The organism is Epibacterium sp. MM17-32, assembly GCF_022348205.1.
GTDB lineage: Bacteria > Pseudomonadota > Alphaproteobacteria > Rhodobacterales > Rhodobacteraceae > Epibacterium.
Map to the genome: position 1 here is coordinate 111,070 of NZ_JAKRFC010000014.1, position 19,713 is coordinate 130,782.

Here is a 19,713-nt window from a genome sequence, read left to right on the forward strand (position 1 = left end):
CCTCTGAGCCATGTTCTACCGTGAAGCCGGGGATTTCAAACTCTCCTATGTCGAGGACAGTCAGACCTTTCCGATCAAATTCGACCGCTACCGCTATTATGCGGTGCTGGCCGTGGCCTTTGGTGTGGTGCCGTTTCTGGTCAATGACTACTGGGTCAATGCGATCCTGTTGCCGTTCCTGATCTACGCGATCGCGGCGATCGGGCTGAACATCCTTGTTGGTTACTGCGGGCAGGTTTCGCTGGGCACCGGGGGGTTCATGGCGGTGGGCGCTTATGCTTGCTACAAGCTGATGACGGCCTTCCCCGAGGTGTCCATGTTCATCCACGTCTTGCTGGCGGGGGGAATCACGGCGCTGGTCTGCGTGCTGTTTGGCTTGCCCAGTTTGCGCATCAAAGGGTTTTACCTCGCGGTGGCAACCCTGGCGGCACAGTTCTTTCTGGTCTGGCTCTTCAACCGGGTGCCGTGGTTCTACAACTACTCGGCCTCTGGTCAGATCAACGCACCGGAACGGGACGTGTTTGGCATCATCATCACCGGCCCCAATGCACCGGCCTGGGCGACCTATATGTTCTGTCTGATTTTCCTGACGTTCTGCGCCATCGTGGCCCGCAACCTGACGCGGGGCACCCAGGGGCGCACATGGATGGCGATCCGCGACATGGATATTGCGGCTGAAATCATCGGCGTGAACCCCCTGAAGGCAAAAATGACAGCCTTCGCGGTCTCTGGCTTCTTTGTCGGCATCTCCGGGGCGCTGTTCTTCTCGGTCTATCTCGGCGCGGTCGAGGTCGGTGAGGCCTTTGGCATCAACAAGTCGTTCCTTGTGCTGTTCATGGTCATCATCGGCGGTCTGGGGTCGATCTTTGGCTCTTTTGCAGGGGCTGCATTTCTGGTGCTGCTGCCGGTGATCCTCAAGGTCGTGGGCGTCGACTGGCTGGGCTGGCCCACGGATATCGTGGCGCATTTCCAGCTGGTGATTGTCGGCGGGCTGATCATCACGTTCCTGATCCTGGAGCCACACGGCCTCGCGCAGCTCTGGCGTGTCGCCAAGGAGAAACTGCGGCTCTGGCCGTTCCCGCACTAGCGCGGCGGACCACACGATATTCGCCGGGGGCGGCAAGAGGAGGTCGGCCCCGAACTACAAAAACATCGGAAAAATTCAGGGAGGATGACACCCGATGAAACTGAAACTGACAAGCGTGGCGCTGAGTGCGCTGATTGCCGCAAGCCCCGCAATGGCGGATCTGGTATTCCCGGATCTCAGCTACCGCACCGGCCCCTATGCCGCGGGCGGCATTCCGTTCTCTGACGGCTACAACGACTATTTCACCCTGGTGAACGAGCGTGACGGGGGCATCGGCGGCGTCAAGGCCCGCGTGATCGAATGCGAGACCGGCTATAACACCGAAAAAGGTGTGGAATGCTATGAATCCACCAAGGGTGAAGGTGCCCTGATCTATCAACCGCTCTCCACCGGGATCACCTACCAGCTGATCCCCAAAGTGACCGCAGACGGTATTCCGCTTCATACCATGGGCTACGGCCGGACCTCCGCCGCCAATGGCAAGGTCTTCTCGAACGTCTTCAACTACCCGGCCAACTACTGGGATGGGGCCTCGGGCGTGATCAATTACCTGCTCGAAGAAAACGGGGGCGACCTGAACGGCAAGAAGATCGCGCTGGTCTATCACAACTCCGCCTACGGCAAGGAGCCGATCCGCACGCTGGAGGAGCTTTCCGAAAAGCACGGGTTTGAGCTGAGCCTGCTGCCGGTGGACCATCCGGGTCAGGAGCAAAAGTCGCAGTGGCTTCAGATCCGCCGGGACCGTCCCGATAATGTCGTGATGTGGGGCTGGGGCGTGATGAACCAGGTGGCGATCCAGGAAGCCGCCAACATCCGCTTCCCGATGGAAAACTTCATTGGCGTGTGGTGGTCCGGTGCCGAACATGACGTGATGCCCGCAGGCGACAAGGCGGATGGCTACAAGGCCGTGACCTTCCACAACGTCGGTCGCGACTTCCCGATCTTTGACGACATCCAGACGCATGTGGTCGACAAGGGGCTCGCTGCGGGTGCAGGCGATCAGATCGGCAATGTGCTCTATAACCGTGGCATGTATGCGGCGATGCTCGCCGTGGAGGCGGCCAAAACCGCTCAGGAGATCCACGGCACGGCCGAGATCGACGCCTCGATGATGCGTGACGGGATGGAAGCGCTGTCGATCACGGCTGACAAGATGAACGCCCTTGGCATGCCGAACTTTGGCCCGTCCTTTGACGTCAGCTGTGAAAACCACGGCGGCCCCGGGCTTGTCGGTGTGACCCAGTGGGATGCGGAGAGCCAGACCTGGTCGCTGATCTCCGGGTTCAATCCCACGGATTCCGAGGTGATCGGCGAGCTGATCGAAGAGGATTCCGCCGCCTATGCTGCGGAAAACAACATCGAGGAACGCTGCAACTAAGCGCAAACCCACGCCGGCCCATGGGTCGGCGTGGACCTCAGAACTCATTGGGTGCGGCGCAGGGCTGCCGTACCCGTTTCGTCCCCACCGGACACTGACGAAGGGAATAGGCTTTCGAGATGCTGGACGCGGCCAACACCACAGACGTGCAGGCGGAGACCCTGCTCGAGGTCAATAATATCGAGGTGATCTACAATCACGTGATCCTCGTTCTGAAGGGCGTGAGCCTGAATGTTCCCAAGGGCGGGATTACCGCATTGTTGGGGGGCAACGGCGCGGGCAAGACCACGACGCTGAAGGCGATCTCCAACCTGCTGCATTCGGAACGCGGCGAGGTGACCAAAGGATCGGTGCGCTATCGCGGCGCTGATGTGCATGAACAGGACCCGGCCGAGCTGGTGAAGAAGGGCGTCATCCAGGTGATGGAAGGCCGCCATTGCTTTGAGCACCTGACGGTAGAGGAGAACCTGCTCACCGGGGCCTATACCCGCGGTGACAGCAGCGCCAAGATCCAGGAGGATCTGGAGCTGGTCTACACCTATTTTCCGCGCCTCAAGGAGCGCCGCAAGAGCCAGGCGGGCTACACCTCGGGTGGCGAGCAGCAGATGGTGGCGATGGGCCGCGCGCTGATGAGCCGCCCGGAGACGATCCTGCTGGATGAGCCCTCGATGGGGCTGGCGCCGCAGCTGGTGGAGCAGATCTTTGAGATCGTGAAGTCGATCAATGAGAACGAGGGTGTGACCTTCCTGCTGGCGGAACAGAACACCAACGTGGCGCTGCGCTATGCCCACTACGGGTACATTCTGGAATCCGGACGGGTGGTGATGGACGGCCCGGCAGCGGAGCTGCGTGAAAACCCGGATGTGAAGGAATTCTACCTCGGCATGTCCGAAGATGGCCGCAAGAGTTTCCGCGATGTGCGTTCCTATCGCCGTCGTAAAAGGTGGTTGAGCTAAGGCGGGGAGGGACGACATGACCTATTTTGATACATTAGAAACCCGCAGCGCCGATGAACGCGCGGCAGATCTGGCGACGCTCCTGCCGGAACAGATCGCCCGTGCCAAATCCGCGCCCGGTTTTGCCGCGCTGCTCGCGGATGTAGACCCGGCAAAGATCACATCGGTGGAGGCGCTGGCGGCATTGCCGGTGCTGCGCAAAGCGGATTTGAGTGCGGCGCAGGCCGCACAGCCCCCCTTTGGGGGGTTCACCGTCAAGCCTGCACACGGGTTTGCCCATATCTTTCAATCCCCGGGGCCGATTTATGAACCCGGTGGCGTCGATCACGACTGGTGGCGCATGGGGCGTTTCCTGCATGCGGCGGGCGTCGGTCCGGGCGATGTGGTGCAGAACTGCTTTGGTTACCACCTGACCCCGGCTGGGATGATCTTTGAAAATGGCGCCCGGACCGTGGGGGCTGCGGTTCTGCCTGCGGGCACTGGCCAGACCGAACTGCAGGTCACGGCGGCGCGCGATGTTGGGGCAACCACCTATGCCGGAACGCCGGATTACCTCAAGGTGATCCTGGACAAGGCCGAGGCCATGGGCGTCGAGCTGGGCTTTACGAAGGCGGCGGTTGGCGGTGGTGCATTGTTTCCGAGCCTGCGTCAGGACTATGCGGATCGCGGCATTTCCTGCCTGCAATGCTATGCCACGGCGGATCTGGGCAATATCGCCTATGAGAGCGCCGCCATGGAGGGCATGATCGTCGATGAACAGGTGATCGTCGAAATCGTCACCCCCGGCACCGGCACCCCGGTTGCACCGGGCGAGGTGGGCGAAGTTGTGGTCACGACGCTGAACCGGGATTACCCGCTGATCCGCTTTGCCACCGGCGACATGAGCGCAGTCCTGCCCGGTCAGAGCCCCTGTGGCCGTACCAATATGCGCATCAAGGGCTGGATGGGCCGCGCGGACCAGACCACCAAGATCAAGGGGATGTTTGTGCGCCCCGAACAGGTGGCCGCGCTGGTCGACAAACACGACGAGATCCTCAAAGCCCGCGTTGTTGCATCGCGCAGTGGCGAAATGGACGTCATGACCGTGCGGATCGAGGCCGATGGCGGCGATGAGATCACCTTTGCCCGCTCGGTCGTGGACCTGCTCAAACTGAGGGGGACCGTGGATATTGTCGCGCCGGGCACGCTGCCCAAGGATGGTCTGGTGATCGAGGACCAGCGCAGCTACGATTGACCTACTACCTGCCAAAACATGGAATACCGCGGCCGCCGCTGTCGACATACCGTCGCAGCGGCGGTTTCGTGCTGTCATTTCCGACAAAAATGCTTGAAACCGGGGCGACACAGTTCATAAGCAGGACGAATGACGCAAGCGAGCCAGACTCAGATGCCCGTGCCCCGCCGCAGCATCTCCGCACGTAGCAAGGGCACTCGCGGCTTTGCCGTTCTGGCCTGGGGCGTGGCTCTGGCCTGTCTGTTGCCGATGGTAGCGGTGGCGATCGCCGCCTTTACCGGCGGGATCGACACGATCTCCCATCTCGCCGAAACCGTTCTGCCGCGTTATGCGCGCACGACGGTGTATCTGGTGCTGCTGGTGTCGATCGGCACCTTCTCCATCGGGGTGGGGGCGGCCTGGCTGGTCACCATGACGCGGTTTCCGGGGGTGCGATTCTTCGAGGTGGCGCTGGTGCTGCCGCTGGCCTTTCCGGCCTATGTGCTTGCCTATGGCTACACCTTTTTGCTCGACCATCCCGGGATCGTGCAATCGACCCTGCGGGACGTGACAGGCTGGGGGCCGCGTGACTACTGGTTCCCCGAGATCCGGTCGCTGGGGGGCGCGGCCTTGATGCTGGTGCTGGTGCTCTACCCCTATGTTTACCTGCTGGCGCGCGCGGCCTTCTTGCAGCAGAGCGCCAGTGCATTCCTGGCGGCGCGGGCGCTTGGACACAGCTCCTGGCGCGCGTTCTGGCGGGTCAGCCTGCCGATGGCGCGTCCGGCCGTGGCCTCCGGCGTGTTGCTGGCGGTGATGGAGACGATTGCGGACTACGGCACCGTTGCCTATTTCGGTGTGCAGACCTTTGCCACGGGCATCTATACAAGCTGGTTCTCGCTGGGGGATCGCGCGGGCGCGGCGCAGCTTGCGCTGTGCTTGCTGGGGTTTGCCCTGCTGCTGGCGGTGGCGGAACGCTCCAGTCGCGGCAGGGCGCGCTATCACCATGCCGGCAAGCAGCAGGCCACGATGGGGCCGGCGCGCCTCAGTGGTGTGACGTCCTGCTTTGCCCTGCTCCTTTGTGCCCTGCCGGTGATATTTGGCTTTCTGGTGCCGCTGGTCAGCCTGACGCTGATGGGATTGCAGTCAGAACAGGACCTGTTCAGCCGGCGCTACATCGGCTTTGTCAGCAATTCCCTCACCCTGGCGACCACAGCCGCGCTGATCACGCTGGTCGCGGCCATTGGTCTCGGGTTTTATCAGCGGCTGCGGCCAGGGCGGCCGTCGAGCATGGCGGCCTATTTCTCGCGGCTGGGCTATGCTGTGCCCGGCGGCGTGATCGCCGTGGGTCTGATGGTGCCCTTTGCGGCGTTCGACAATGCGCTGGACGCCTGGATGCAGGCCAGTTTCGGAATCCGGACGGGCCTGCTGGTCACCGGGTCGATCTGGTTGCTGGTGCTGGCCTATGTGGTGCGTTTCATGGCCGCCGCGCTGGGGGCGTATGAGGGCGGGCAGGCGACGGTCCATGCCAATATGGATGCCGCCGCCAGATCGCTGGGACAAAGCCCGCTGGGCATGTTGCGCAGGATTCACCTGCCGATTCTGACGCCGAGCCTGCTGACCGCGCTGCTGATCGTTTTTGTCGATGTGATGAAAGAGCTGCCCGCGACGCTGATCATGCGGCCGTTCAATTTCGATACGCTGGCCGTGCAGGCGCATCGCCTTGCAGCGGATGAGCGGCTGGAAGGGGCCGCGGTCCCGTCTCTGGCCATCATGGCGGTGGGGCTGCTGCCGGTGATCCTGATTTGCCGTCAGGTCGGGCGCAGGCGATAGCGCGCGACAGCTGCTGCGCAACGGGCTCCCTGCCGGCGTTAGGCGCTACACCACCAGGCTTCGATCTGGTCGCGGCTGATCCGGTTCTCCGGTCCCAAGGCAACCAGCAGCGTTTCGTCCGCATCGCACCGCCGTGCTTCGACATGGCGTCCGACGATATGCAGCTCATAGGCGCCGCCGGAGGTCAGGACGAACCCTTTCATCCGATACAGGCCTTCCGGACGGTCCGCGAGCTTGTCGCCGAGCTGGCGGCGGTCAAGGACCTGACGGCTGCGGTGTTGCCAGCTGACATATCCGGGATGGGGCGCGGGGGCCGCGCTGCGGGGCAGGGGGGTAACGTCGAACAACAGGCGGGACAGCGGCATGTCGCTAAGCCGGGTGGGCGCGCGGGCGCCGAGGGTGCGCAACTTGTCCTGGACCTGATCATCCGATCCGTCCGGCAGTTTGCTGATCAGCACGATATCCGCCGCGCGGATCTGCTGAGTCACCTGAGGTTCCAGAAGCGGGTCGGACAACAAATCTTCGATGTTGGTCCCGTCCACCACCGTCACGATACCCGCATAGCTCAGTCGGCTGTCCGCGAGCAGTGCATTGGCAATCGCCACCGGTTCTGCGATGCCGCTGGCTTCGATCAGGATATGGTCCGGTGTTCCGCCGCGCGACAGGAGGTCGTTCACACTCATCAGGAGATCATCGCCAAGCGTGCAGCAGACACAGCCATTCGTCAGGGCGATACTGTCGATCTCGGTCTCTTTGATCAGGGCGGCATCGATATTGACGCTGCCGAAATCATTGACCAACACCGCGAGACGCAGGCCGTGGTCCTCTCCCAACAGGGAGTTGATCAGCGTGGTCTTGCCCGCGCCGAGATATCCACTGACAATCGTGACAGGAACGCGCATCAGGGCTTGCCCCCGCACGTCAGGTGCATCGTAATCGGCATACCGACCGACCTCCCCATTTCAGATTGTGCAAGCTCTATGCCTTGCTTGGCGCGACTCTATAGGGGCTGTGATCCATCCGGTCCAGACCAACATTGCCCGCGGGCAGAGGGCAGAATATGCGAAACGGCGCTAGGCGCTGATTTATCGCGATAAATATTCGAAAAAATTATTGTGTTCCGGTGTGAACCGGGCGGATTTGCCGGGGTCAGGCGCCTGAGCGCAGCATTTGGCGTGGGGGTGACGGGGCGAATCCCGGATCGGCGACGCATGAAAAAGGCGCAGCCCGTGGCGAACGGGCTGCGCCGGATGGCAGGGCGGATACCGCCAAAACCCGAGGCTGGATTATTTCCAGCCAGCCTCGTTAAAGATCTTCTGGGCAGTGGGAATGTTGGTTGCAACCTCGGACAGGTTCACGTCATCGGCCTTGAACTCACCGAGCTTGGCAACATTCTCCGCCAGCGCCACTCCGGGCACGGTCGGGAATTCATCGTTGCCGTTGGAGAAGTACTTCTGCGCCTGGTCGGATGCGAGATACTCCAGAAACTTGATTGCGTTGTCGCGGTTTGGAGCATGGGCTGCAACACCGGCACCGGACAGATTCATATGAGCACCTTCAGCGTCCTGCGCGGGGAAGACCCATCCGATCTTGTCGATATCGCCCGAGACGCCCTTGACGTCTTTGCGCAGGGCGCGGGCAAAGTAGTAGCTGTTGGACACGGCAATTTCGCATTCACCGGAAACCAATCCGCGCAATTGATCGGTGTCACCGCCCTGCGGGCTGCGCGCCATGTTGGAGACCACGCCTTCGGCCCAGTCCTTGGCGGCTTCCTCGCCATGGTTTGTCACGATCGCCGCAAGCAGCGTCTGGTTGTAGGTATTGGTCGACGACCGGATGCAGACCTTGCCCTCGTAGGCCGGGTCGGCAAGGTCGAGATACGTGGCAGGCGGGGTGTCGAGCGAATCCTTGGCGTAGAAGATGATCCGCGCCCGCTGGGAAAACCCGAACCATTGATTGTCGACGTCCTGCAGATTGGACGGAATCTTCTCTTCCAGCACATCGCTGTCGATGGATTGCAGAATGCCGGCGTTCTTGGCGCGTGCCAGACGAGAGGTGTCCACGGTGATCAGCACGTCGGCGGGGGAATTCGCGCCCTCTGCTTCCATGCGGGCGATCAACTCGTCCGCCTTGCCCTCAATCCGGTTGATGGTGATTCCGGTGGCGTCCTCGAACTCGCTGTAGAGCCGTTCGTCGGTATCGTAGTGGCGCGATGAATAGAGGTTCACCACACCATCGGCGATCGCGGTGGTCGCGAGGCAGCTGGCGGCAAGTGTGGCAAAGATATTGATTCTCATGAGCTTCTATCCCTTTGACTGTCGCTTGGGCACGGACGATCTGGCCGCGCTCCAAAATCCAAGTTCTTTAGTCAATTACTACACTGAGGCCCAAATGTAAGGGGTAACTGATTAATTCTGTCGGAAAAGTTATGAGCAGGCTGAGGGCAGGTGACATCGCCACATTTCGGCGATCTGACGGCAGGCGGCGCATGAGGGCCTACGGGAGGACGCTGCGGCGAAAGAAGGGCCGGAAAAACAAAAAACCGCATCAAAAGATGCGGTTCTTCGGAGCCTCGTGAAAGGCGTCTTGTGCGTTAGGCTCAGCCCTGGCGCGCTTTGAACTTGCGCTGCGTCTTGTTGATGACGTAAACGCGGCCCTTGCGACGCACAACCCGGCAATCACGGTGCCGGTTCTTCAGCGAGCGGAGCGAGTTCTTGACCTTCATGGCCTCTCTCCTTTTCTGCGGCGCGAACCAGCGCCTAGGTTAGCGGGGCGTCCTGGACCGAGGTCCAAAACAGCGAAATCATGGTGGGCGGTACAAGGATCGAACTTGTGACCCCTTCGATGTCAACGAAGTGCTCTACCGCTGAGCTAACCGCCCATGATGCCAACGTCAAATCGACATGAACACGCTGTTCAGCGCGTCGATCCGCGTCGGTGAAGGGGTCTATAAAAGGAGTCGATTGTGGGCGCAAGAGCTTTTGCCACAGAAATATAAACTCTATGCTGTGATTATCAGGCGGGAAAGCGGAGCTGGTATGTCAGGACAGGCATATTCTATCGAAATGCCCCAGGTGTGGCGATCACCTGTGGTCGTCGCGTCGCCGCACAGCGGTGCATTCTATCCCGATTCTTTTGTGGCGCAGTCGATTCTGGATGCAAAACGCCTGCGCAGCAGCGAGGATGCCTTTGTGGACCGGCTGTTCGCGGCCGCGCCGCAGCTGGGCATGCCGATGCTGACGGCAACCTTGCCGCGGGCCTTTGTGGATCTCAACAGGTCGTGCGAAGAGCTTGATCCGGCGTTGATCGAGGGCGTCACCCGACGCGGCCAGAACCCGCGTGTTGCCTCCGGGCTGGGGGTGATTCCCCGCGTCGTTGCCAACGGGCGGACGATTTATCGCGGCAAAATCCCCCTGGCCGAAGCCCGGGCGCGGATTGATGACTACTGGTACCCTTATCACTGCGCCTTGCAGCGGTTGCTTGATTCCTCTCATGCCCGGTTTGGCGAAACGATTCTGGTGGATTGCCATTCCATGCCGCATGAGGCGGTGGAGGGGATCTCTGCAAAACCGTCGAAGCGGCCCGAAGTCGTGCTGGGGGATCGGTTCGGGGCCGCGGCGGACGGCTGGGTCATCGATGCGGTCGAGGCGGCCTTCTCTCGCGCGGGGTTCCGGGTGGCGCGCAATTCGCCCTTTGCCGGGGCGTATATTACCCAGACCTATGGGCGCCCCTCGCGCCGGCAGCATGCGATTCAGGTCGAAATCGATCGCTCGCTCTATATGGATGAGGTCGCCATCGTCCCCAATGCGCGCTTTGCGCAGGTGCGGGCCCAGTTGACGCAGGCCATTCGCGACCTGTCAGCGCTGGGATCAGAAGAGCGGCCCGTGGCAGCAGAGTGAAGGCACCGCGTCCACGATGCTAGCGCAGGGCGCGCCCCTTGAGAATCGCGTCCTTCCCGAAGCGTTTGCGGATTTCATCCGCTGCGCGCTCGGCGGTTGCACGTTTTCCGGCATCCGGATCCAGCAGATCCGCTGTGAGGTCTGCCTGTGACTCGGGCACCAGATCGCTGATGCCACAGCCAAGCAGTCGGAAGGGGCCCTGCGAAATGGTCTGGTCCAAGAGTCCGCGCGCGGTGCGATAGATCAGATCGGCGATTTGCGTCGGGCTGTGCAGAGAGTGTCGCCGCGTCAGGGTGGAATGATTGGCGCGTTTGAGCTTCAGCGTTACCACACGGCCCGCAAGCCCCTTGGCCTTGGCGCGATCAGAGACCTGCTCGGCCAGACGCCAGAGATGCCCATCGAGCACATCAAGATGCATCGTATCCTCAAAGAAGGTGGTTTCCTTTGATATCGACTTTACCGGCGTGCGCGCGGAGACTTTGCGCCGGTCTTCACCGCGGGCCAGGTGCCAGAGCCGATCCCCCATGCTGCCGAATCTGTCATGCAGGTCGCGACGGTCCCATCGCAGCAGGTCGGAAAAGGCGCGAATGCCAGCTCTGTCCAGCGCGGCCTGTGCCGCGGGACCAATGCCCCAGATCAGGCGCACCGGTTTATCATGCAGGAAGGTGGCTGTTTCCGCCTTGCCGATCACAGAGAACCCCCGGGGCTTGTCGAGATCGGAGGCGACCTTTGCGAGGAACTTGTTGTGGCTGAGGCCGATGGAGCCGGTAACGCCCAGCTCATCCTTCATCCGTTTGACAAGCCGGGCCAGCATGACAGCCGGGGGCGCGCCATGCAGCCGCTCCGTTCCGGACAGGTCCATAAAGGCTTCGTCCAGCGACAAGGGTTCCACCTCTGGCGTCAGCTCATCCATCATCGCGCGAATGGCGCGACTGGTTTGGGCATAGACCTCCATCCTGGGTTTGATGACGACGGCATCTGGGCACAGCTGCAAGGCCTGAAACATCGGCATGGCGGAGCGCACCCCGCGAATGCGCGCGACGTAACAGGCGGTGGAGACAACGCCACGATGCCCGCCGCCAATGATGACCGGTTTGTCCGCCAGCTCCGGGTTGTCGCGTTTTTCGACGCTGGCGTAGAACGCATCGCAATCCATATGGGCGATGGACAGGCTGAACAGCTCCTCATGTTCCGTAACACGCGGACTGCGGCAGACCGGACAGCGCCGATGCCCCGGGCGCCTGGAAACGGCGGAGAAGCTGTGCAGGCAGTCGCGGCAGAGGGCTGGCATGGCGTGCTCGACAAAAGCGCAGAAACAGGGTGTGCGCCGCGCCCGATCCGGGTAGCGTGTTGCCGGAACAGGCAGAGTGCGGCCGCGCAGGAACAGGATATACCATGACCTTCAAGGGAGCGAAACTGGCGCTGTTTCTGGGGCCGGAACTGCTTGTGATCCTGCGCGATGACAGGGTGGACATTCCGTTCCCTGGTCATTGGGATCTGCCGGGCGGCGGCCGCGAGGCCGGCGAGTCCCCTGCTGAATGCGCACTGCGGGAAACCGCCGAGGAGGTTGGCCTGCATCTGTCCGAAGCCGACCTTGGCTATGGTCGGTGCTATCCGCGACCGGATGGCGACAGCTGGTTCTTTGCCGCGCATATCGCGGTGCGCAGAGTGGATGAGGTGCGGCTTGGGGATGAGGGGCAGCGGTGGGCGCTGATGTCCCCGCAGGCCTACTGCGCGCATCCCTTGGGCATACCGCAGTTCAAGCAACGTCTGCGCGATTACCTGGAACCACAGGATGCGCTGCGCTGAACCGGGGCGCGGCGGTGCCAGAATTGCCCTTTTGAAAGAAAGGCCCCCGCACAGTGGCGGGGGAAGGTGACGTTTCTCAGGAAGAGGTAAACGTCAGGGGAGTGTCTCATCCACAGAATCGCCCATGAGGGCCTGTTTGGCAAAGCTTCTCCGGGCGGGTGCCCCCATTTCGCCGTATCGGCTGTGCTTTCCGGGTCACGGCTCAGGAATTCATTTTTTGAAATTTATCGCCGAGGGCGCCTGAATTCCCGTTTGATCTCCAAAGCTTGGCTTTCTCTTACACGGTGGTTTTACGGTGCCACGCAACGACCGCGCGTTTGGCGCCGGATTGCCCGCTTTTTAGGCAGGGATTGTCGCGGGAGAGGCCATCCCCTAGGGCCGCGACCTGTGGCTGGCCGTGGTTCCATACTAGTTGGGGGATTTTGCTTGCGGGCTGTTCATTTCCCGCAGGATGTCTTCGGCGGCGGCGCGGGGCGCGCTGGCCTGCCAGATTGGTCGACCAACAACAATGTGATCCACGCCGGATGCCAGGGCCTGCGCCGGTGTGGTGACGCGTTTCTGATCGCCCAGATCGGCCCCCACCGGGCGCACCCCCGGGGTCACGATCAATTTGCCTTCGGCTTCGGGCAGGGCGCGGATCAGGGCAGCTTCTTGCGGGCTTGCGATGACGCCATCTGCGCCGGCGGCCAGTGCATTGCCCGCGCGTTCCTGCACCAGATCCTTGATCTCGCCAGGCTTGATCAGAGCGCCATCAAGGTCCTCGCGATCAAGTGAGGTCAGAATGGTCACGGCAAGGATTTTCAGGTCCTTGCCTGCGGCCCCTTCCTTGGCGGCGCGCACGACGTAGGGATCGCCATGCACGGTCAGGAAATCGAGATCGAACTGTGCCAGGCCATGCACGGCGTTTTCCACCGTCGCGCCGATGTCAAACAGCTTCATGTCGAGGAAGATCTTCTTGCCGTGTTCCTGCTTCAGCTCGTTTGCCAGCGCCAGACCGCCCCCGGTCAGCATGCCCAGCCCGATCTTGTAGAAGGAAACAGCGTCGCCAAGCTGCTCGGCCAGCTTCAGCCCGGCAATCGCATTGGGCACGTCCATGGCAACGATCAGACGGTCATCGGCAGCGGGGGTGGTCATTGGCATCTCTCCGGTCTGGGCTGGGTTGCGCCTTCCTACTGCCTGTGGCCCCTGTGGAAAAGGGCGTATGCGGGATTTTTGCCCGGCCTGATCGTTGTCAAGGTTCGTCAACCTTTGGCATGGTAGGCAAGTACTTGAAGATGGGGCGCGAATGCCCACATCTTTGATCGAGGCCCACACCGATCCTGTGCCGCCAAGCGGGCGGGGTCATGCGCGGGGCGCTTATGAAGAGGAGAAGAAGATGGACTTGAACAAGTTCACTGAACGGGCGCGTGGCTTTGTCCAGGCCGCCCAGACCATCGCATTGCGCGAGGGTCACCAACGGCTGACGCCGGAACATATTCTCAAGGCACTGCTGGACGACGACCAGGGCATGGCGGCGAACCTGATCACTCATGCAGGTGGCAATACGGCGCGTGTCAGCGAGGCCGTGGAAACGGCCATTGGCAAGTTGCCGAAGGTCTCAGGCGACGCCGGCCAGATCTATCTGGATGGGCAGACCGCCAAGGTGCTGGATGAGGCGACCAAGGTTGCCGAGAAGGCCGGCGATAGCTTTGTGCCGGTCGAACGCCTGCTGACTGCACTGGCGCTGGTGAAATCCAAGGCCAAGGATGCACTGGACGCAGGCGGTGTGTCTGCGCAAAAGCTGAATGAGGCGATCAACGATGTGCGCAAGGGCCGCACGGCGGATACCGCGAATGCCGAAGACACCTATGAGGCGCTGAAGAAATACACGCTCGACCTGACGGAGCGCGCACGTGAAGGCAAGATCGACCCGATTATTGGTCGCGACGACGAAATCCGCCGCGCCATGCAGGTGCTGTCGCGTCGAACCAAGAACAACCCCGTCATGATTGGTGAGCCGGGCGTGGGCAAAACCGCGATTGCCGAAGGCATGGCCCTGCGCATCGTAAACGGTGACGTGCCTGAAAGCCTCAAGGACAAACGTCTGCTGGCGCTCGACATGGGCGCGCTCATTGCGGGTGCGAAGTATCGCGGCGAGTTTGAGGAGCGCCTCAAGGGAATTCTCAACGAAGTCACCGATGCGGCGGGTGAAATCATCCTGTTCATCGACGAGATGCACACGCTTGTGGGCGCCGGCAAATCCGATGGCGCGATGGATGCGGCAAACCTCATCAAACCGGCGCTGGCGCGGGGAGAATTGCACTGTATCGGTGCGACCACGCTCGACGAATACCGCAAGTACGTGGAAAAGGACGCAGCCCTTGCGCGTCGCTTCCAGCCCGTCATGGTGACCGAGCCAACGGTGGAGGACACGATCTCCATCCTGCGCGGCATCAAGGAAAAATACGAGCTGCACCACGGTGTACGCATCGCGGATGCGGCGCTGGTATCTGCGGCGACGCTGTCAAACCGCTACATCACCGACCGATTCCTGCCCGACAAGGCGATCGACCTTGTGGATGAGGCGGCATCGCGTCTGCGCATGGAGGTGGACTCCAAGCCCGAAGAACTGGACGCGCTTGATCGTCAGATCCTGCAAATGCAGATCGAGGAAGAGGCGCTGAAACTCGAGGATGATGCGGCGTCGAAGGACCGTCTGGACCATCTCCAGAAGGAACTGGCGGATCTTCAGGAGCGCTCCAGCGAGATGACGGCGCAATGGCAGGCCGAACGCGACAAGCTCGCCTCGGCGCGTGATCTGAAAGAGCAGTTGGATCGCGCTCGTGCGGAACTGGACATCGCCAAGCGCGAAGGCAACCTCGCCAAGGCGGGTGAGCTCTCTTATGGCGTCATTCCGGGATTGGAAAAGCAGCTCTCGGAAGCGGAACAGAAAGAAGAGCAGGGCCTGATGGTCGAGGAAGCGGTGCGGCCAGAGCAGATCGCAGCCGTGGTTGAGCGCTGGACCGGTATTCCGACCTCCAAGATGCTGGAGGGAGAACGAGAGAAGCTCTTGCGGATGGAAGATGGTCTGCACAAGCGCGTCATCGGCCAGAATGCGGCCGTGACGGCTGTGGCAAATGCGGTGCGCCGGGCGCGCGCGGGGCTCAATGATGAGAACCGTCCGCTGGGGTCGTTCCTGTTCCTCGGGCCGACCGGCGTGGGGAAAACCGAGCTCACCAAGGCTGTGGCCGAGTTCCTCTTTGACGATGACAGCGCCATGGTGCGCATCGATATGTCGGAGTTCATGGAGAAACACGCGGTCGCACGTCTGATCGGCGCCCCTCCGGGTTATGTCGGTTACGACGAAGGCGGTGTGCTGACGGAGGCCGTGCGGCGCAGGCCCTATCAGGTGGTGCTGTTCGACGAGGTCGAAAAAGCGCATCCAGATGTGTTCAACGTGCTCTTGCAGGTGCTTGACGATGGGATGCTGACCGATGGTCAGGGTCGGACCGTGGATTTCAAGCAGACGCTGATTATCCTGACGTCGAACCTCGGTGCACAGGCGTTGAGCCAGCTGCCGGATGGTGCGGATGCGGCGGATGCCAAGCGCGACGTGATGGACGCCGTGCGGGCGCATTTCCGGCCTGAGTTCCTGAACCGTCTCGATGAAACGGTGATCTTTGACCGTCTGGGGCGGCAGGACATGGGCGGTATCGTCGAGATCCAGCTTGGGCGTCTGGCCAAACGTCTGGCGCAGCGCAAGATCACGCTTGAGCTCGACGACGGTGCCAAGACATGGCTCGCGGATGAGGGCTATGACCCTGTGTTTGGTGCGCGTCCGCTCAAGCGCGTGATCCAGCGTGCCTTGCAGAACCCGCTGGCCGAGGCCTTGTTGGCCGGAGACATCAAGGATGGTGAAACCGTTCCTGTTTCCGCGGGCGCTGAGGGGCTGGTGATCGGGGATCGTGTCGGCAGCTCTGACCGGCCGAGACCGGATGATGCCGTGGTGCACTGATCGCCCTTATGGAATGATCATGGGTCGCCCTGCGGGGCGACCTTTTTTGCAAATGAAAGTTCTCGTGATCGGCGGTGCGGCAAACGTCATCCGCCTGTCATGGATCAACATGTTATAGCTGAGTGCAGCCAGGTCCGCGCGGGCCGCGCAATTTGAGTACGGAAAGGACGTGTGATGGGTTTTGCGATGAATGCGGTGTCGATCCTCGCGGTAGTGTTTATCTGTTTGATCGGCGTCGTTGCGCTCGTGGGGCTGGCAATGTTCGTCGCCGATCGCACCCAGACGCAGGATGCCATTCGGCGCAACTATCCGGTCCTTGGACGCTTTCGCCATCTGTTCAGCACTTTGGGAGAGTTCTTCCGTCAGTACTTCTTTGCGATGGACCGTGAGGAGTTGCCCTTCAACCGGGCGCAGCGGGAATGGATCGCGCGCGCCTGTTCCGGGGTGACAAATACGGTTGCCTTCGGCTCCACCCGCAACACATCCGTGCCGGGCACGCCGATCTTTGTAAACGCGCCCTTTCCACCGCTGGACGATCAATCCGCCTCGACCGAGCCGATGCTGATCGGCCCCACCGCGCGCGTTCCCTATAATGCACCATCGTTCTTCAATATCTCGGGCATGAGCTACGGGGCCTTGTCGCGCCCGGCTGTGACGGCCTTAAGTCGCGGCGCGCGTGAGGCAGGTGTCTGGCTCAATACGGGCGAAGGGGGGCTCAGCCCGTTTCACCTTGATGGGGGGTGCGACATCGTTTTTCAGATCGGGACCGCCAAATACGGGGTCCGCGATGCGGCGGGCAATCTCAGCGATACGCGCCTGAAAGAAATCTCCGAGATCCCGCAGGTGAGGATGTTTGAACTGAAGCTCGCGCAGGGTGCAAAGCCCGGTAAGGGTGGCATCCTGCCTGCGGCCAAGGTCAATGCCGAAATCGCCGAAATTCGTGGCATCACCGAGGGCGAAGCGAGCATTTCCCCCAATCGTCACCTTGATATCGAGAGTTATGACGAACTCTTGGATATGGTGGCGCGGGTCCGTGAGATCACAGGCAAACCCGTCGGCATCAAAACCGTCGCAGGCTCCGAAGTCGCCCTGCGCGAGATGTTCCTGAACTTCGCCGCACGTCCCGATGATGTGCCGGATTTCATCACCATTGATGGTGGCGAAGGTGGCACCGGGGCAGCGCCCATGCCGCTGATCGATCTTGTGGGCATGTCCGTGCGCGAGGCGCTGCCGATGGTGTGCAATCTGCGTGATGAGTATGGTTTCAAGGACCGCATTCGCCTCATCTCCAGCGGCAAGCTGGTCAATCCGGGCGATGTCGCCTGGGCGCTGGCGGCGGGCGCGGATTTTGTGACCTCTGCACGGGGCTTCATGTTCTCTTTGGGCTGCATTCAGGCGCTTAAATGCAATCGCAACACCTGCCCGACCGGCATCACCACCCACGACCCGCGCTTTCAGCAGGGGCTTGTGGTTGAGGATAAATACCTGAAAGTCGCCCGCTATGCCCGCGAGGTCATTCACGAGGTTGAGACCATCGCCCATTCGGTCGGTGTGGATGAGCCGCGCAAGATGCGCCGCCGCCACATGCGCATCGTTCAGGAGGATGGCTCCTCGCGGCCGATGAATGAGATCCTGCCAAGTTACAGTGCTGTCGCGGAGATGTGAGAGGATATGTTTTTGCTCTGAGGCCTTGGGGCGTTACCTCATGGGGCAACCCGACTTGAAGGAGCGCACATATGGCCCACCGCTGGCAGAACGACCTGACCCACAGCGACATCACGCCCGAACCCCTGTTCTGGAACCGGCGCAAGATCCTCGCCGGGCTTGGCGGTGTGGGACTTGGCAGTATTGGGGCGGGGCTTGCACAGGCCGAGACGGAGAGCCTTGATCCCAACACGTGGGAAGAGGTCACCACCTATTGCAACTTCTATGAGTTCGGCACCGGCAAGACCGATCCCGCTACATATGCAGGCCAGATGACGACGTCCCCGTGGGAGGTCGAGATCGATGGTATGGTCGATAACCCCGGCACCTATGGGTTTGAGCAGATCCTGTCGGAGATGACGCTTGAGGACCGGATCTACCGGTTCCGCTGTGTCGAGGCGTGGTCGATGGTGATCCCATGGCAGGGGTTTGAGCTGGCCGATCTGCTGAATGTGGCCGGTGTGCAGGAGGGCGCGAAATACGTTGCCTTTGAAACGCTCCTGCGTCCGGATGAAATGCCGGGCACCCGCTACCCGGTTCTGGATTGGCCCTACCGCGAGGGCCTGCGGCTGGATGAGGCGATGCATCCGCTGACCCTGATGGCGACGGGTATCTTCGGAAAGCCACTGCCGAACCAGAACGGCGCTCCGCTGCGTCTGGTGGTGCCGTGGAAATATGGCTTCAAATCGATCAAATCGGTGGTGAAGATCACGCTTACAGATCAAGAGCCGCCCACCAGCTGGAACATGGCCAATGCACGCGAATACGGCTTTTACAGCAATGTGAACCCGGAGGTGGATCACCCGCGTTGGAGTCAGGCGACAGAGCGCCGCATCGGTGGCGGGCTGTTCTCGCGCCGTCAGCCGACCCTGATGTTTAATGGCTACGATAAGGAGGTCGCATCCCTCTATGAAGGTCTGGATCTGACAAAGAACTTCTGATGGATCTTGCGACACTGAATTCCGCTCTGCGCCGGGTGCCGTCGTGGCTCATATATATATGTGGGCTGGCCCCGGCGGTCTGGCTGTTCTGGCAGGGCCTCACGGGCGGGCTTGGCGTGGAGCCGATCAAGGCACTGGAGCATCGCTACGGCGAGTTGGCGCTTCAGTTCTTTATTGCCTCGCTTGCCGTGACACCGCTGCGGCGCTTCTTGGGGGTGAACCTCGTGATGCATCGCCGGGCTTTGGGGCTTTTGTGCTTTGCCTATGTTGTCTGTCACCTGCTGGTGTGGCTGCTGCTGGATGTGCAGATCCCGAGCCAGATCTTCGCTGATATCGCCAAGCGTCCCTATATCACGGTCGGTATGGCCGCCTTTGTGCTGCTCATCCCATTGGCGGTGACCTCAAACACGGCCTCTATTCGCAAACTCGGGTCGCGATGGCGCAAGCTCCACCGACTCGCCTACCCGGCAGCACTCTTGGCAGCACTGCACTTTGTGTTGCTCGCAAAAGGGTTTCAGATTGAACCGCTGCTGTATTTGGGCGGAATCAGTCTCCTTTTGCTGCTCAGGTTGAAACTCCCGGTCCCACGACGGGCCTGAGCACAGCGGAATCTCCTCGCCCCGCGTCGCGATTCCACGTTCAGTGTCTGATTTGTAAACGAGAAGGCTGGGATCTCGTACGGGATCAGGGGTGTCGGAGAGGGCTCGTAGAAGTTTATCTCTATGAAAACATGTTGTTTTGTTGGGTTTGGGTGAAAAAATGACAGTTTTGCAAAAAAGGGGTTGCGGGCATCTGAGGTTATGCATAGAACCCCCTTCACCGGCGGCGCTGAGGCGCTGCTGAGAGACACCGGACGGGACGCTGAGCCAGCGAGGCGACGCAGGAACGACGGGAGATGACGG

At 61.3% G+C, this 19,713-nt stretch carries 16 protein-coding genes and 1 tRNA gene; 11 read left to right on the forward strand and 6 right to left on the reverse strand.

The window, feature by feature from the left end; all coding sequences use genetic code 11:
• The first annotated feature begins 10 nt into the window (after positions 1-10).
• From MHM88_RS18815 to MHM88_RS18835, 5 genes are all read left to right on the forward strand, one after another.
• Positions 11-1,087: a branched-chain amino acid ABC transporter permease gene (locus tag MHM88_RS18815; protein WP_239324424.1), complete on the forward strand. Its 1,077-nt coding sequence runs from the start codon at positions 11-13 to the stop codon at positions 1,085-1,087.
• A 94-nt stretch (positions 1,088-1,181) separates the two neighbouring features.
• Positions 1,182-2,465, forward strand: a complete 1,284-nt coding sequence (locus MHM88_RS18820) for an ABC transporter substrate-binding protein (RefSeq protein WP_239324414.1) — start codon at positions 1,182-1,184, stop codon at positions 2,463-2,465.
• Between the two features lie 119 nt (positions 2,466-2,584).
• On the forward strand, positions 2,585-3,421 hold the full coding sequence (locus MHM88_RS18825; RefSeq protein ID WP_239324412.1) for an ABC transporter ATP-binding protein: 837 nt from the start codon (positions 2,585-2,587) through the stop codon (positions 3,419-3,421).
• 16 nt (positions 3,422-3,437) lie between these two features.
• Positions 3,438-4,655, forward strand: a complete 1,218-nt coding sequence (locus MHM88_RS18830; RefSeq protein WP_239368152.1) for a phenylacetate--CoA ligase family protein — start codon at positions 3,438-3,440, stop codon at positions 4,653-4,655.
• A 153-nt stretch (positions 4,656-4,808) separates the two neighbouring features.
• The gene (locus MHM88_RS18835; RefSeq protein WP_239324637.1) at positions 4,809-6,464 is read left to right on the forward strand and encodes an iron ABC transporter permease; all 1,656 of its coding nucleotides are present in this window, start codon (positions 4,809-4,811) and stop codon (positions 6,462-6,464) included.
• A 38-nt stretch (positions 6,465-6,502) separates the two neighbouring features.
• On the opposite strand, the gene MHM88_RS18840 is transcribed toward MHM88_RS18835, so the two are convergent.
• The 4 genes from MHM88_RS18840 to MHM88_RS18855 all read right to left on the reverse strand — a co-directional run bounded on the left by MHM88_RS18840 (position 6,503) and on the right by MHM88_RS18855 (position 9,345).
• Positions 6,503-7,366, reverse strand: a complete 864-nt coding sequence (locus MHM88_RS18840) for a GTP-binding protein (protein WP_239368154.1) — start codon at positions 7,364-7,366, stop codon at positions 6,503-6,505.
• 384 nt (positions 7,367-7,750) lie between these two features.
• Positions 7,751-8,761, reverse strand: coding sequence for an extracellular solute-binding protein (locus MHM88_RS18845; protein ID WP_239368156.1), 1,011 nt, complete (start codon positions 8,759-8,761; stop codon positions 7,751-7,753).
• A 302-nt stretch (positions 8,762-9,063) separates the two neighbouring features.
• Positions 9,064-9,189, reverse strand: a complete 126-nt coding sequence (gene ykgO, locus MHM88_RS18850) for a type B 50S ribosomal protein L36 (protein WP_005648635.1) — start codon at positions 9,187-9,189, stop codon at positions 9,064-9,066.
• 81 nt (positions 9,190-9,270) lie between these two features.
• Positions 9,271-9,345 (reverse strand) — tRNA-Val (locus MHM88_RS18855).
• 157 nt (positions 9,346-9,502) lie between these two features.
• On the opposite strand from MHM88_RS18855, the gene MHM88_RS18860 reads away from it, so the two are divergent.
• Complete coding sequence (locus MHM88_RS18860) at positions 9,503-10,363, forward strand: N-formylglutamate amidohydrolase (protein WP_239368158.1); 861 nt, start codon at positions 9,503-9,505, stop codon at positions 10,361-10,363.
• Between the two features lie 19 nt (positions 10,364-10,382).
• On the opposite strand, the gene MHM88_RS18865 is transcribed toward MHM88_RS18860, so the two are convergent.
• Positions 10,383-11,654 carry a DNA polymerase IV gene (locus tag MHM88_RS18865; RefSeq protein WP_239368160.1) on the reverse strand — a complete coding sequence of 424 codons (1,272 nt, stop codon included), beginning with the start codon at positions 11,652-11,654 and terminating at the stop codon, positions 10,383-10,385.
• A 104-nt stretch (positions 11,655-11,758) separates the two neighbouring features.
• On the opposite strand from MHM88_RS18865, the gene MHM88_RS18870 reads away from it, so the two are divergent.
• Positions 11,759-12,172: an NUDIX hydrolase gene (locus tag MHM88_RS18870; protein ID WP_239368162.1), complete on the forward strand. Its 414-nt coding sequence runs from the start codon at positions 11,759-11,761 to the stop codon at positions 12,170-12,172.
• Positions 12,173-12,580: 408 nt separating this feature from the next.
• Here MHM88_RS18870 and pyrF read toward each other — a convergent pair whose 3' ends face one another.
• Positions 12,581-13,306, reverse strand: coding sequence for an orotidine-5'-phosphate decarboxylase (gene pyrF, locus MHM88_RS18875; protein WP_239324398.1), 726 nt, complete (start codon positions 13,304-13,306; stop codon positions 12,581-12,583).
• Positions 13,307-13,547: 241 nt separating this feature from the next.
• Between pyrF and clpB the strand changes: the two genes are divergently transcribed.
• The 4 genes from clpB to msrQ all read left to right on the forward strand — a co-directional run bounded on the left by clpB (position 13,548) and on the right by msrQ (position 19,410).
• Positions 13,548-16,166: an ATP-dependent chaperone ClpB gene (gene clpB / locus MHM88_RS18880; protein ID WP_239368164.1), complete on the forward strand. Its 2,619-nt coding sequence runs from the start codon at positions 13,548-13,550 to the stop codon at positions 16,164-16,166.
• Between the two features lie 174 nt (positions 16,167-16,340).
• Positions 16,341-17,831, forward strand: coding sequence for an FMN-binding glutamate synthase family protein (locus tag MHM88_RS18885; protein ID WP_239368166.1), 1,491 nt, complete (start codon positions 16,341-16,343; stop codon positions 17,829-17,831).
• A gap of 71 nt (positions 17,832-17,902) precedes the next feature.
• Positions 17,903-18,811 carry a protein-methionine-sulfoxide reductase catalytic subunit MsrP gene (gene msrP, locus MHM88_RS18890; protein ID WP_239368168.1) on the forward strand — a complete coding sequence of 303 codons (909 nt, stop codon included), beginning with the start codon at positions 17,903-17,905 and terminating at the stop codon, positions 18,809-18,811.
• A complete protein-coding gene (msrQ, locus tag MHM88_RS18895; protein WP_239368170.1) occupies positions 18,811-19,410 on the forward strand; it encodes a protein-methionine-sulfoxide reductase heme-binding subunit MsrQ in 600 nt (199 codons plus the stop codon). The genes msrP and msrQ overlap by 1 nt, the downstream gene beginning before the upstream one ends.
• Positions 19,411-19,713: the final 303 nt, after the last annotated feature.